Below are 14,278 nucleotides of genomic sequence, written 5' to 3'. Positions count from 1 at the left end.
AAATTAATAATCTGCTCTGCTAAATCCTAATGCGTGTATTTGATATTTTTTTAATTCTGGCTGTGGTATCCATCCATCAACCTCGGTTTTTTCGTCTTGAGACCATAGTGCATAAAGGTGCATGTCGCTGTTTTCAGGTTTCCAATGGTCCGCTATTTTCCATACTTGGTTTTTGTACCATACCAGTTGATTAATTTTAAAAAGTTGCTTGTTGGAGGTGTTCAATTTTCCACCTCGCACATATCTACTTTCATGCAAATGCTCACAAGGCTCTTAACGTGCCTGGGATGTTCGTGTATCGAGTCAAAGAGCTTATTGACCAATTCCAGTTCATCCTTACTTTTTCCGGCCTTGATCAATCTTTTATTATTATCATGCATCCATTCTTTACAGGTTTTGAAAAGTAGCTTCTCAGCATCATTTTTTAAGTGGAGTATTTCCCACTTTTTAAATGTCTCTTCTGCCTTTGTGACAGTTTCTCCCCATATTTCCGTTTCTTCGTCTGTCATGTCGACATTATCAAGAATTCCCATTTCAAGAAGCAGTCTGTGAGTTGTATCTGTGGTCATTGCGTTGACTATCTGCAGGCTGCTGTCGGCCAGTGCATAAGCTATCTGTGTCTTATGCATGCCTGTTCTGATCATCTCGGTCTCTTTCTCATCGATGATCTTAACAAAATTGTTATCAATTGCTTTGAAGTGCTCTTTAAGGTCGTTGATTATCTCAATAGCGGTTGAAAGTGGCATTAGTTACCACCTTCTTTTTTTTCTATATTGTACAATTCCAATATTTTTTGAATATGGTATCTATTGATATCAATATTATCATCTTTGAACATCTTTTCAAACTGTTTAACCTTGATACCAAAGTCAGTATCTTGTATTGTGATATTATCACTTACATTAAATTCAAGTTCATTCAATGTTATTTTTTTAATATCGTGGTATGTGGTTGTTGTGTTGGTTTCCAGTTTGACAACCTGTTTTTTTATTGTTTGTACTGTTGCATCGTGAATATACAATTCACATAGTTTTTCATTACTGTAATCATCTTTACCTAGTGAAATAATGAAATTTGTTTCTAGGTTGTAATTTATCTTTCTTTTAAGTACTACATCATTAAGTGTGAATTCTGTAATATCTTCAGATAGATAAATTCCGATGTACTTTTCAAACCAGCCGGAATATGTAGAATAAAGAATTCCTTCTTTATTGAAAATGTGTATTTTTTCGATTTGGTATTCCTTGTTATTTATTTTTATATAACATGGTCTATAAACTTCGTTCTTTCTTCCTATTGTTATTAGATCTTCTTTCATGATGTGCCAACATCCTAGTAAGTTATAATTGCTTACTAGTATATACTAGTATCTACTACTATATAAAGGTGTGTGTGGCTACTGATATCGTTTTTATTAAATAACTGTTGAAATAAATTAATGTGCGCAGTTGGCTAACTTGGCTAACTTGGCCGGTGCGATCCAGGGAACCACCCACCCATAGAGGCACTCCCTCAACAGCTTAGAGAGGGCAGTCGTTTGTGCCGGATGCTTTATCCTGCATATCGTTTTTTGTCAGCGAAGCGATTAAGCAAAAAACGGTGTGCGGGGAAAGTAGCGCAGCTATCCGGTACTGGCGACAACTGAACGATCGGCTCACGTAGCAGGTGGCTAGCTTCCCGGTCTTCATCCATGGCTCGCGAGGGAAGTGACGACCAGGCGGAGCGAGGAGGAACGACCGAGCGTTCAAAAAATGTCCCTATCTTGTAGATAAGATTGAATATGGACATTTTTTTGCGCTAAAAACAACGCTTTTCGCTATGGGGACATTGAAAATAGACATGTCCGTTTGCCGAGATTGTTCGTATTTTACATTTTTTTAATCAGTATCTCTGGATATCGTTTTTTTAAAAATATTTGTTCGTATGGGGTATTTTTATAAGATTTTTATTATAAGATATCAGTAGCAACGTTGTAAATTCTTTTATGAAAATACTATTATATAAGCGTTTTCACAAAACTATATTTAATTCTTCGCATATGAGCAATAAATACAAAATCGATATCAATAGACGTTTTGTTTATATGCAACATTGAACAGGTGTTTCACATGCTTTAGTCCTGAACTCATCAAATTTTGGAATAAGTTTAAGATATGCAGGTTTGACATTCTCAGCAAATACATGGTCATACCAATCGTCTGCTCCTTCAGGTGCATCTCCACGCAACCATTTCCTGAACTCCCTTGACATCCCGTTCCTTCTAAGCCAGGTAGTGAACCAATGTCTGAAGCATATTGGAGTGTATTTCTTCATCGTAGGTCCATGTGGGTCATGGATTCCAATTCTTTTAGCGTAATAGGTAACAATGTAGTAGATATCATCCTTTCTTAGCTTTGCACCTGTGTGAGTCACAAACAGTTTTCTGTTATCACTTCTCACAATGCTGCTTCTCCACCGGAGATATTCCTTAAGTATCATCTTGGCTTCTTGGTCAAAGAATCCCATACAGTTGGTTCTCTTTGAGAATTCAGGGTTGATGTAGATAATCCCATTTTCTATGTCAATATCATTGATCTCTAAAAGTCGAAGTTCTTCTCTTCTAAGTCCTGTCTTTGCAAGCAGGGTCATTATAGCACGGTCCCTCTCTGGAACCGTTCGACAATAATCTTTTATCACTTGTCCTGCTTTTGTTCTCAATGGTTCGTCGATTAAACGTACCATTGTAGGGACATCAATTATCTGTCTTTCACTCTGGTGATTGAACTTCTTCTTCATCCTCACGTATCTTTTTCGAAAATCCGGGATAATGTTCTTGTTCGTTTTATCATATTCATGAAGGAATCCAAAGAAGGTCGATAATGCAGCAAAATAACCATTGATTGTACTTTGGGAAAGTTTTCTTCTTCTCAGATGCAGCAGGAACTTCTTCAGTTCATCGAAATTTGTTTCAATATAGAAATTTTCAAAAATAGAATTGATGTCTACCTTCGTGAAATTAAGAAAGTATCTGACATTCGATCGGTAAGTTTCTCTAGTACGCTGGTGGAAATCTCGACATTCGCAGTCTAGCCAGAACTCTTCTAATACAGTTTTTTGTTCTTTGCTATACTGACACTTCATGACTTGTATAAATATATCCAATAGTATAAAAGTGTGTATATGTTGCTTATATATACAAATGTTTTAATTATTGTTTTCTTTCTTGGCTTTGTCTTTTTCGTGTACTTCGACCGCTTTTTCATACAACAAAATAAGAATATAGATTGCCAGTAAAAATGTAGCTATTATTCCGGCGATTTGTACACTGAAGTATTCATTTAGTGGGTCGTTCACCATTTTGATAGTAAGATCGTTGAGTATTCCCATACATAAAAATCCGTCATGATATTATATAAAATTTTATATATTGACGTGACTGGGGTAACTTGTGTAGTATCAAAATGATATTCGCATTGAGTAAAAAGAAAAGGGTCGTATGCTCCGATGGGGATTCGAACCCCAGTCGCAGGAGTGAGAGTCCTGCATGATTGGCCGTGCTACACTATCGGAGCATTCTGAATTGCCTAACAGCACCCTTGAAAGTCACTTAAAGAATATAAAGCTTTCGTCCGGGTGAAAAAGTGTATGTTTGTTGTTTTAAACAAACATACTATGTGGTAAAGTTGTTTCCTCTTCCTCTGAGACTACCTTGTCGTAGGCGTCCATGAGGTCCTTCATGGTGATGTGCTCGCCGCGTCTTCTCAGGACGAACATACCGGCTTCCTTTGTGATGACCTTGATATCTGCGCCACTGAGGCCGTTGGTCATGGTTGCCAGCTTCTCGAAGTCAACATCATCGGCAAGGTTCATCTTGCGGGTGTGGATCTTGAAGATCTCCGTGCGTCCCTTCTCATCGGGGAGTGGGACCTCTATCACACGGTCGAAACGTCCCGGACGGAGAAGGGCAGGATCCAGCAGGTCTATCCTGTTGGTTGCCGCAATGACCTTCACATTCTGGGTTGCGTCAAAACCGTCCATCTCGGCGAGTAACTGGAGCATGGTACGGTTCACTTCTGCGGAACCTGTGGTGCCGTCGTGGGTACGCATGCCGCCCACTGCATCTATCTCATCTATGAAAAGGATGGATGGTGACTTGTCGCGGGCCATCTGGAACACGTCCTTCACAAGGCGCGCGCCCTCTCCTACGAACTTCTGCACAAGGTCGGAACCGGACATCCTGATGAACGTGGCATTCGCCCTTGAGGCAACAGCCTTTGCGATAAGTGTCTTACCAGTTCCCGGCGCGCCGTACATCAGTACGCCAGTAGGTGGTTCGATGCCTATCTTCTCAAAGAGCTCGGGCTCGATAAGTGGTAGTTCCACGGATTCGATGACCTCTTTCAGCACATCGTCAAGGCCGCCTATCATATCATAGTCCACTCCCGGGGAGTTGATGAGTTCCATGATCTGCGCGCGCACGTCCGCAGCTCTGGATATTATAGATATAATAGAGAATGCGGCATTCACGCAGACCCTCATTCCTGCCTCAACATTGATGTTGGTGGGTATCTTCGTCACAACCTCCTGGTTGTTTCCATGCTGTCTGATAAGTGCCTGGCCATTGTCTACTTCCATGACCGTGGCGATGAATAGTGGTGGGGTGGTAAGTTGCTCTATCTGTCTCTTGAGCTTGCTCGTCTCTTCAAGGTAATTGTTCGCCAGCATGCTAGCTTCAAGCAGCTTGGCGCGCATGTTCTCGTTATTGACTTTAAGTAATTCTATCTCGTGAAGTAATGATTCTACATCTTTTTCGTCAAGACTGTCAGACTCGATCTGCGTCTTGATCTTTGAACTAATTGTGTCAATTGGTGATTCAGCACTGCTATTTGACATAGGGACTTAGTATGGCTATCATTGGATATAAAACCCACTGCGTTGACAGGTGACGTATTTGTTTGCTGCATGTCTTTTTTCTTCACTCGTTTACCTGAATGTGGGTGTTTTTACATTTTTGCCCTGATCACTGAAAACTGTAATTTTCTGTATTATAAATCCTTTAAATTAAAAAATAACTGTTTTTAAGTCTTATTTTGTATATAGTAGGCTTAAATTCTGTATTTATTCGACAATTGCAGTTTAAAATCTGTAAAAATCGTCAAATAACGAAATATTTATTAACCATAATTACAATTCTTACATTGCAGGTGTGTTCCAGCAACATATCACAACATACATGGTCTGTATCTATGTGTTAATACTGGAAAATAAGCTCTTAGAAGGTTTAGATTCTGGTTCCTACATTTGCAGACTATTATTAGAGCAAATATTTATATAATATTAAAAACATGTATGTAATTGTGAAGCACACAGAAACATTGTGTTCCAGATGTGTTCACAAAACAACGGATCACGATTAAACAGAGCAACACCATAGATCTGAGGGGATTGAATGGTTTTGTGAATCCATCAATATCTGAGGGGATGTAAATGGATCCGCAAAGAGGCAAAAAGGATGAAGGTTCGGCTTGAGATCATCGATGACGATGGCAAGATCATTGAAAGTTCCGAATTCTCCGGCAGGCACTGGAAAAAGCGCCTTCTGGGAGTTCTGGACGATGTCGAGGACGAGAACGCAACCATGACCGAACCTTCGTCCATTTCATCTAATTCTGAGGTTCCGATAGCTGAACAGAGTGGACATCAAGTTCCGGTCGTTCAGCAGCCGGTACCATCTATTCAACAGGATATACAACAACCGGTTCAGCAGACCGCTCCGGTACAACAGGTCCAGCCTGTACAACCGCCGCAGCAACAGGTCCAACCAGTGTATCAGCAACAGCAGTTCCAGCAGGCACCATTGCAGCAACAACAAATGCTGCAATATCCGCAGAACTATGTTCCGCAGCCTGTACAACAGAATTATCAACAATCACAATTAGTGCAACCAAACCTACCTCCAGTAGGACAGCAACAATATGGATATGGGCAGCCGGTACAACAAACTCCATCTACGGTCCACCAACCTGTAAATCCTAACATGCAAACCCAGCCGGCTGCCTCCTATCCTGAGCAGCCGATGCAGCGCAGGACGCCAAGACTGCAGGAAAGGATGAACGAGTCTCTCACTATAAACGAGAGACTGGAGCTATTCCTCAGGTATGAGTATCCTCGTGTGTGGTTCTCTTCCCAGGATGTCCAGCAGCACTATGAAAGGGTTTACGGCACTATTAAACAGAGCACGGTATCAACCTACCTGTCCCGTATGTATCGCAAGAACCTTCTTGAGCGCAGGGGTAACAGGACCCAGCGTGAATACCGCTACATAGCTGATGAGCCTGAGTCAACATACAGAATGGAAGAGGCTTCTGAAGCACCTGTTTATCACAGGCTCCAGTACTGAACAGGTGAACAGGCTTTTTACCTATCTTTTCTATACCATTCCCTATGCGCCAGCAGGATTTCCTCAAATCAGGTTTTATCCTTATATTTCTGGGATTCATCTTTGTTATTATGGGGATGGTCAGCTCGTCCTTCTCCGGTAGTGGCGACTTTGGAGGGGTTATTCTCATAGGTCCTATCCCGATAGCTTTCGGTTCGTCTCCTGAGATCACATCATCGATGTTCTGGGCAGGTGCACTTATTGCTGTGATATATCTTCTTGTAAGGAGGCGGCTCTGATGGTCGGTATTTTTCTTGTTACCGTCGGCATACTCATGATATTCACAGGTATTTTGCTGATATTTGCATCCGGTTTCTTCGGAACAGGCGGCTCGGAAGATCGTGATGGTCGTGGATATCGTTCATCATCTGAGGGTTCTGGTGTCTCTTCGCAGGCTGCGGGCCCCGGGGCAGAACCCAATCAGATGAACAACAGGACGGATGTCAGGGGTGGTGGCATCATAATGCTTGGTCCGATCCCTATTATCATTGGGTCGGACAACAAGAGTGCTCAGACCCTTATCATTCTGGCTATTATCCTTATGTTGTTGTATTTCCTGCTGTTCTGATGTCATGAGCTTTTCATATCGTCTGAAACACTGTGGTTAAGCTGTGATCCTGTGACTATGTGCATGGCTGTCGCGAAGACTGTAATACGCATGCATCGGGGTTGTGAATACGTTTATACACGTTTGGTCCAATAAGGTATTGATGCGTCCGTTCAAACTAGTCTCTGAATACAGTCCGAAGGGTGACCAGCCCAAGGCGATCGCCCAACTTACCGAAGGCATGCTGGCGGGGAAGAAACACCAGACATTGCTTGGTGTGACAGGTTCGGGGAAGACGTTCACCATAGCCAATGTGATACAGAACGTGCAGAAGCCGACCCTTGTGATAGCTCACAATAAGACTCTTGCAGCACAGCTCTTCTCGGAGTTCCGTGAGTTCTTCCCTGACAATGCGGTGGAATATTTCGTCAGTTATTATGATTACTATCAGCCTGAGGCATACCTGCCGACAACGGACACTTACATTGAGAAGGATGCATCCGTCAATGAGGAGATCGACCGTCTGAGGCTTTCGGCTACAAAATCCCTGCTGGAACGCAAGGATGTCATTGTGGTCTCCAGTGTATCATGTATCTACAACCTGGGTTCACCTGATGAGTGGAGGGCTATGTCAGTTATGCTGACACCGGGCATGGAGATCGACCGGTCGGAGTTCCTTGAGTCACTTATCAACATACAGTATGAGAGGAACGACATTGATTTCACACAGGGTACGTTCCGCTTGCGTGGGGATACCATAGAGATCTTCCCGGCGCAGGAGAACAACGGGATTCGTATCGAGCTGTTCGGGGATGAGGTTGACAGGATCGCGTACTTCGACCCGGTGACTGGTAAGGTGCTGGAAGAGGTGCTTGCGGGTGAGAGTATCGGTATATATCCTGCAAAGCATTTCGTCATGCCTGATGAGTATATCGAGGGTGCGCTCAAGACCATTGAGGCAGAGCTTGTTGACAGGCTGGCTGAACTGAGGTCTGAGAACAGGCTTCTGGAGGCACAGAGGCTTGAACAGAGGGTCAAGTTCGATATGGAAATGGTAAGGGAGCTTGGTTATTGCAGTGGTATCGAGAACTATTCCAGACATTTTGACGGCCGCCGTCCCGGCGAGCCTCCTTCGTCACTGCTGGATTTCTTCCCTGATGATTATTTACTTGTTATAGATGAGTCCCATGTGACGATCCCACAGGTCAGGGGAATGCACAATGGTGACAGGGCAAGGAAACAGTCGCTGGTGGAGTATGGTTTCAGGTTGCCTTCAGCACTGGACAACAGGCCGCTTCGCTATGATGAGTTCGAGCGCCGGATAAATGATGTGATCTATGTATCGGCGACTCCTGCGGAGTATGAGCTTGAGAAAAGCAGGGCTGTGGTGGAGCAGATCATTCGTCCTACAGGTCTTGTGGATCCTGAGGTGCAGATCAGGCCTGTAGAGAATCAGGTGGATGACCTTATGGGTGAGATACGCAAGGTGACGGCTGAGGGTTTCAGGACGCTTGTGACCACGCTGACCAAGAGGATGGCAGAGGACCTTACGGACTATCTGCTGGAACTCGGTATCAAGGTACGGTATATGCACTCGGATATCGATACGCTTGAAAGGGCGCAGATTGTCAGGGGTCTGAGGAAGGGGGATTTCGATGTGCTTGTGGGTATCAACCTGCTGCGAGAGGGACTTGATATCCCGGAGGTTGCCTTCGTGGCTATACTGGATGCGGACAAGGAGGGTTTCCTGCGTTCGGAGAGGTCGCTCATCCAGACCATCGGGCGTGCCTCGAGAAATTCAGAGGGGCGTGTCATCCTGTATGCGGATAATATGACGGGTTCCATGGAGCGAGCCATCGGTGAGACAGAGAGGCGTAGGAAGCTTCAGATGGAGTTCAACGAGGAGCACGGAATCACGCCGACCACCATCCAAAAGGCTTTGCAGAAGGAACTTATCGAGGGTGAGAAGTATCAGGCTGCTTCAGGTGTCATGGCCATTGCCGAGGATGCATCGGTGCGTGAGGTTGCGGATATCATCATCGACCTTGAGGCTGATATGCACCTTGCGGCGAAGAATCTTGAATTCGAGAGGGCGGCGGAGCTTCGTGACAGGATAAAGGAACTCCGGGAACAGTATTCTCTTTGAATCAGCTTTATTTTCTAGGGTGGCGGCCCATGCGCCGGATACCACGTTTTCTTTTCCGGTCCTCGGGGCCGGAGTATCTTATGTTCTTGCCGGTGTGGTGAAGGAATACGTCATCGAGGGTTGGTTTTCTCAGGTTGACGGATTCGATGTGAAGGTCGAGTTCGGTGCTAATCCTTATGAGCTCGGGTATGGTCCGCTCGCCGTCGGTGGCGGTTATGCGGATTGATGTGCCATCGGTCGTTATCTCCTTTGTGCTAGAGTCGCGGTCGCTGTAGTGTTCCAGCATCTTTGCAGCCTCGTTCTCGCTCTTGAAGTTCAGGGTGATGATGTCCCCGCCGAGTTCGGCCTTGAGCTCTGCGGGGGTGCCTTCTGCGATTATCATGCCGTGGTCGATGATGGCGATTCGGTTGCAGAGCATGTCGGCCTCTTCCATGTAGTGTGTGGTGAGCACCATTGTGATGTTCTTTTCCTGATTGAGCTTTTTGATGTATTCCCAGATGTGGTTCCTTGTCTGGGGGTCGAGTCCCAGTGTGGGTTCGTCAAGGAAGAGCACGTCAGGATGATGCATGAGTCCCCTTGCGATCTCAAGCCTGCGCATCATTCCGCCTGAGTACTTCTGTACGATCTCGTCAGCCCAGTCGCTGAGCTCCACGAGTTCCAGCACTTCATGGATGCGCTCATGGCGTTCTTTTTTCCCGAGTCCGTAGAGTCTTCCATGGATGTCAAGGTTCTCGCGCCCTGTAAGCTTCTGGTCAAGGGTGGTGCCCTGGAACACGACCCCGATGGACATGCGCACCTCTGTGGACTGCGAACGTATGTCATATCCCCAGACCTCCGCATTCCCGCCGGTGGGTCTTATCATGGTGGACAGCATGCCTATGAGTGTGGATTTCCCTGCTCCATTGGGTCCGAGCAACCCGAAAAGCTCGCCTTTCTCAACCGTGATGCTGATATCCTTCACGGCAGTTACCTGCTCGAAAGTCTTGTTGATGCTCTCTGTCCGTATGGCAATATCTGTTCCCTGGCTCATTAGATATTGTTGAATGTCGTCCCGATTTATATAGGATGCCTTGCAAGATTCATTATCAAGCGAAAAGATTATATTTGTAAAAGCAGTGTATTGGATTGTCCATCGTGCGCTGGTGGTTTAGTGGCTATGACTGAGGCCTTCCAAGCCTTAAACCCGGGTTCGAATCCCGGTCGGCGCATCTTTCCTTTTTTTCTTACACTGTTAATCTAAGCAGTTTACACTTTTTATAATTTTATGTAGTTGAAAGTACTTTATTTACCTATATAGAATCTATAGAAAGTCAATTTTTATATGTTAATTCTTTTTAATTTTCATTTAGATGGTGCAAATTGATCTAATTAATGAATTTGTAAGGGATTGTGAGCTCAGAGGACTAGAGTTGCGCACAGTTCAAACTTACAGAGGCAGTGTAAAAAGGTTCCTTGATGAGTATCCAGACCCGACAAAATGCACGAAACACGAGATACTTGATTATTTAGGCCATCTGCAAACTAAGGATATTACAGTAGGTACTATCAAACGTGATTTTGCAGCTATATCGGGCTTATTTGATTATTTGCTGTTCTGCGAAAAGATACGAGTGAACCCAGTAGGCCAGATCAGGAAAAGATATCTTAATCAGCCTGAAATGCCAGAGTCCAGGCAAATACCAGAACTACGTGAAATGAGGCAATTGATAGCGAGTATAGAACACGAATCCGTATTAGAAAGAACTATTGTAACGTTCCTGGCTAAAACTGCAGGTCGAAAGGGTGAGTTCCTGGCACTCAAGAAGGATGATATCGATCTTAGAAAAGATATGATATACTGGCCATCTAAAAAGAAACGTAAGGTAAGGATAGGTTTTATTGATCAAGAATTACATGATCTGCTCGAACAGTACTTGATCTGGAGAGAAGAACAGAAACCAAGATCAGATTATTTGTGGATCTCAACAACAGGTTACAGGATACACAAGGACTACGTTAATGCAGTTATCCAACACTATGCTAAACCTTTAGGCTTACACGATCATCACGGACCTTTACACACTCGTTTAACTTCTCATTGTCTGCGTGGTTTTTTCACCACTCAGATGCAGAGAGCAGGGATGCAGGAAGTTTATATCAAATGGCTCAGGGGAGATTCATTAAAGAAAAAGACCTGGGCTAATAATTACCTGGAATTTGACCCGGAACTTGTGAGGAAAGAATATCTGTCTTGTGTTCCGGAATTAACAAGATAGCAATATGTAATTGCTGACATGTTAATCAATGATTATATCAATTTATGTTAAATACTTGTTCAATCTTTTTCTTCCAAATTTTGCTTTTTTTAACTTTCTGCAATTCTATAAGGAATTTAATATTATTAAAATTTTCAATATTTTCCCCATTTTTACCTTTTATAATATTAGAAGTTACTAACATGGGATTAAATTTCATAATATAGTTTTCTTTATGGAATATGTTTAGATTATCGTAATATTCAATAACTATGTCCAAAGGGTGAATAATAATATCCTGATCAAGATTTGATTTTGTTATCGCATTTAAGTTCAAAATAAGATATACAGAAATAATTCTAGGCATGTTTACTGTAATTTCCTCATGCTCGCTTGAAAAAGGAAGTAAATATCCAAGTTCTGAAAAATTATATTCTGTCAAGTAAGTTGAATTATATTTTCCATCAATTGAACTAATATCTATAAATTTCCTTGCAAGTCTACATTTAAAATTAGGTCTTAATTTATTGAAGTCAGATGCTGTTTTCTTTAAAGTTTCATAATCATAGTTCCAGGTTATTTTTACATCTATGGCAGGACTTGAACCAGTATTGATTATTTTCAGTGGAATTTTGTAAATAGGTATGAATTCATATTCAGGAATTTTGAATAAATTGCATTTTAAATCAAGAACGAGTTCTCCATCAAAAGATCCTAGCGGAGTAGATGTTGCTTCAACAACCATTTTTTCTGATATAGCATGAATATTTGGAGTACTTGATAAGTTGCGTTGTTTTCTTAATTCATACAAAGTAAAAAGAGAAACAATAGATGTTAGAAAAGTAGCCATATTAATAGTATTTTCTGTCCAAAAATTGCTATTTTCAATATTGCCCTGAGATTCAGATGTATCAGGTTGTAAAATTGAAGAATTATTTGCAGAATCAGTATTATTATCTATTGAATCAACTATGGATTCATTTAATACTCCACTCACAGTTTTTGATTCATTAATAGGCGTAGAATTATTTGCATTTGCAGAAAAACAAAACAAAGTAAAAATTAATAGTATAGTCAAAATAGCTATTATTTTCCTAAAAGAACAAAACCATTTAATCATTTTCTATGCCATAACGTTTTAAAAACTTCTATATTTAAATCAACATACACAACAAATAAAAAACTTGTTATTTAATTGAAATAACCAATCATCTATACGTCGCATTATCCTTCGGTATAAGGAGCATAGGGGAGCCAGGCTGAAGCCTGGCTCCCTCATGAGCACTGAACTATTTTTCTTGCGACAACATTATAAAAAATAAAAATATGTTACTTTTATAGTAAATTCATGCTGCAGTTGTTGGCCACCCATATTTAAGGTAATCTGCCAAGCAGATCATCTTTCTATAATAAGTTTTATGAGTGTTATGCTCTATTAGATGCCTGTTTGCATCAAGGAATTCTACAAGAACATCAATATTAATCTGATCTGTAGGCAAGAATGGAATATAGGTACATGCTTTATCTGCGTCGAATTCATCAATGATTTGTGCTAATGTTTTATTTTGAGCATGTAATTCATAACTTCTCTTCTTTTGGGAAGTTTGATATTTTTCATGATTTTGAGCTAGGAGACTTTCAAAATCTAAATCTGAAGCCACATAATCGGAATAAGAACAAATACCACTATCATGCAAATACTTATAGATTGGTAGGTATGACCTACCGGGCTTTAATTGTGGAATAGTATTTGCAATTATTTGGTCGGAATCAAAATTACCAGAACCATCAAACCAATCAAAGAACATATCATCTGCTTTTATAGATCTATAACCCAAGTTAGAGACTATATCTGAAACACCAATTCCTGCAAAAAACTGAATATCATCATAATTTTCAATATTGTCATAGTCAATAACAGATAATTGTCCATTAGGATCATTATCTTTTATCAAAGTATAAAATTGGTCTTTACAATGACGCAAAATATTTGCAGGTATTTTTCTTTCAATAGTTCCAATTGCTTCGTACACAGGAACAAAACTGCTTGTAGTTACACTCTTTATTGGAAGATTGACACCATCTAATGCCATTATAGTATCTGAAATACCTTCAACTCTTCCTGGTTTTAGACGTTGAACAAATATTAGGTTATTTTTAAGTTTTTCAAGCCCACTTTCTGTAAGACAATTTACTATAGAGTTTAATAAGTCAACAATATTAGAATCACTTAATGAATAGCCTATGAAAATAATTGGATGTTCAATAAATAATGTGATTAATTTAGCTGCAAGATATGCATTTTTTTTGTTAAACTCTTCGTAATCTGAACTATTCAAAACCAAGCTATTAGGACTAGAAACACATCCATGGATTTTATATATTTCAGCTATTGAAAGGGGAGATGAACTTATGAGTTCCTCTTGTCCAACATAAACCTTATATTCTGGGAAGAGATGCTCTAGAAAGATATCCCAATTTGTAGTTATAATACCATCTATGTTAGAGTTTGTCAGTAAATCAATCTCAGTTTTTAGCATAGAATCTGATATCTCATCCACAGTAAGCGTTTTAATATAGTTTGCAATTGAGATTTTGAGAGCAGAAGATTGACCAGAAATATGATTCGTATATAGTTCTCTTTCCTCTTTAAAATCAGGAGATGACCACCACATATTATTAAAGTCTGGGGACATTTGTGTCGCAACATCTTGTAATGTACCATCAGAAATTGAAACGTAATATTTATAAGGCTTATCTAGTTTTTTACAAAAAAGCCTCAAAAGCTCTTCCCATCCTTCTAAACCTATATATCGTCTGGAAAAACCAGAACCTACAAACAAAAAAGGAGAGGATGGTAGTTGTTGAAAATGATTACTAAGTGCATTTTTGATATCCGATTCCATTGATGATCCCTATCTATTTTCATAAAA

At 41.2% G+C, this 14,278-nt stretch carries 13 protein-coding genes and 2 tRNA genes; 6 read left to right on the top strand and 9 right to left on the bottom strand.

Going from position 1 to position 14,278, the window contains the following annotated elements:
- Positions 1–3: 3 nt before the first annotated feature.
- The 6 genes from V7O63_RS13320 to V7O63_RS13295 all read right to left on the bottom strand — a co-directional run bounded on the left by V7O63_RS13320 (position 4) and on the right by V7O63_RS13295 (position 4,872).
- Positions 4–225, bottom strand: coding sequence for a hypothetical protein (locus V7O63_RS13320; protein ID WP_340819031.1), 222 nt, complete (start codon positions 223–225; stop codon positions 4–6).
- Entirely contained in the window at positions 222–746 is a 525-nt protein-coding gene (locus tag V7O63_RS13315; protein WP_340819030.1) for a hypothetical protein, read from the bottom strand. The genes V7O63_RS13320 and V7O63_RS13315 overlap by 4 nt, the downstream gene beginning before the upstream one ends.
- Positions 746–1,318, bottom strand: coding sequence for a hypothetical protein (locus V7O63_RS13310; RefSeq protein ID WP_340819029.1), 573 nt, complete (start codon positions 1,316–1,318; stop codon positions 746–748). Before V7O63_RS13310 ends, V7O63_RS13315 begins: the two co-directional genes overlap by 1 nt.
- A 761-nt stretch (positions 1,319–2,079) precedes the next feature.
- Positions 2,080–3,141, bottom strand: a complete 1,062-nt coding sequence (locus tag V7O63_RS13305) for a tyrosine-type recombinase/integrase (RefSeq protein ID WP_340819028.1) — start codon at positions 3,139–3,141, stop codon at positions 2,080–2,082.
- Between the two features lie 335 nt (positions 3,142–3,476).
- Positions 3,477–3,551: transfer RNA gene (locus tag V7O63_RS13300), tRNA-Glu, on the bottom strand.
- Between the two features lie 85 nt (positions 3,552–3,636).
- Positions 3,637–4,872 (bottom strand): proteasome-activating nucleotidase, encoded by a 1,236-nt coding sequence (locus tag V7O63_RS13295; protein WP_340819027.1) that lies wholly within the window; start codon positions 4,870–4,872, stop codon positions 3,637–3,639.
- Between the two features lie 619 nt (positions 4,873–5,491).
- Between V7O63_RS13295 and V7O63_RS13290 the strand changes: the two genes are divergently transcribed.
- The 4 genes from V7O63_RS13290 (at position 5,492) to uvrB (ending at position 9,111) form a co-directional block, all read left to right on the top strand.
- Positions 5,492–6,379 (top strand): hypothetical protein, encoded by an 888-nt coding sequence (locus V7O63_RS13290; protein ID WP_340819026.1) that lies wholly within the window; start codon positions 5,492–5,494, stop codon positions 6,377–6,379.
- Positions 6,380–6,489: 110 nt separating this feature from the next.
- Positions 6,490–6,657 (top strand): DUF131 domain-containing protein, encoded by a 168-nt coding sequence (locus V7O63_RS13285; RefSeq protein WP_340819025.1) that lies wholly within the window; start codon positions 6,490–6,492, stop codon positions 6,655–6,657.
- Positions 6,657–6,986: a DUF131 domain-containing protein gene (locus tag V7O63_RS13280; RefSeq protein ID WP_340819024.1), complete on the top strand. Its 330-nt coding sequence runs from the start codon at positions 6,657–6,659 to the stop codon at positions 6,984–6,986. Before V7O63_RS13285 ends, V7O63_RS13280 begins: the two co-directional genes overlap by 1 nt.
- A 142-nt stretch (positions 6,987–7,128) precedes the next feature.
- Complete coding sequence (uvrB, locus tag V7O63_RS13275) at positions 7,129–9,111, top strand: excinuclease ABC subunit UvrB (RefSeq protein ID WP_340819023.1); 1,983 nt, start codon at positions 7,129–7,131, stop codon at positions 9,109–9,111.
- A 7-nt stretch (positions 9,112–9,118) separates the two neighbouring features.
- Here uvrB and V7O63_RS13270 read toward each other — a convergent pair whose 3' ends face one another.
- Positions 9,119–10,141 carry an ATP-binding cassette domain-containing protein gene (locus V7O63_RS13270; protein WP_340819022.1) on the bottom strand — a complete coding sequence of 341 codons (1,023 nt, stop codon included), beginning with the start codon at positions 10,139–10,141 and terminating at the stop codon, positions 9,119–9,121.
- A 106-nt stretch (positions 10,142–10,247) separates the two neighbouring features.
- Between V7O63_RS13270 and V7O63_RS13265 the strand changes: the two genes are divergently transcribed.
- Both V7O63_RS13265 and V7O63_RS13260 read left to right on the top strand, forming a co-directional pair.
- Positions 10,248–10,319: transfer RNA gene (locus V7O63_RS13265), tRNA-Gly, on the top strand.
- 141 nt (positions 10,320–10,460) lie between these two features.
- Entirely contained in the window at positions 10,461–11,366 is a 906-nt protein-coding gene (locus tag V7O63_RS13260) for a site-specific integrase (protein WP_340819021.1), read from the top strand.
- A 37-nt stretch (positions 11,367–11,403) separates the two neighbouring features.
- Here the strand turns inward: V7O63_RS13260 and V7O63_RS13255 are convergent, their stop codons facing one another.
- Together V7O63_RS13255 and V7O63_RS13250 are read right to left on the bottom strand one after the other, a co-directional pair.
- Positions 11,404–12,342 (bottom strand): hypothetical protein, encoded by a 939-nt coding sequence (locus tag V7O63_RS13255; RefSeq protein WP_340819020.1) that lies wholly within the window; start codon positions 12,340–12,342, stop codon positions 11,404–11,406.
- A 349-nt stretch (positions 12,343–12,691) separates the two neighbouring features.
- A complete protein-coding gene (locus V7O63_RS13250) occupies positions 12,692–14,251 on the bottom strand; it encodes an SIR2 family protein (protein ID WP_340819019.1) in 1,560 nt (519 codons plus the stop codon).
- Positions 14,252–14,278 lie beyond the last annotated feature (27 nt).

The organism is Methanolobus sp. WCC4, assembly GCF_038022665.1.
Classification (GTDB): domain Archaea; phylum Halobacteriota; class Methanosarcinia; order Methanosarcinales; family Methanosarcinaceae; genus Methanolobus.
The sequence above is the reverse complement of the archived record's forward strand: the minus strand, read 5'-3'. Positions and strand labels throughout refer to the sequence as shown.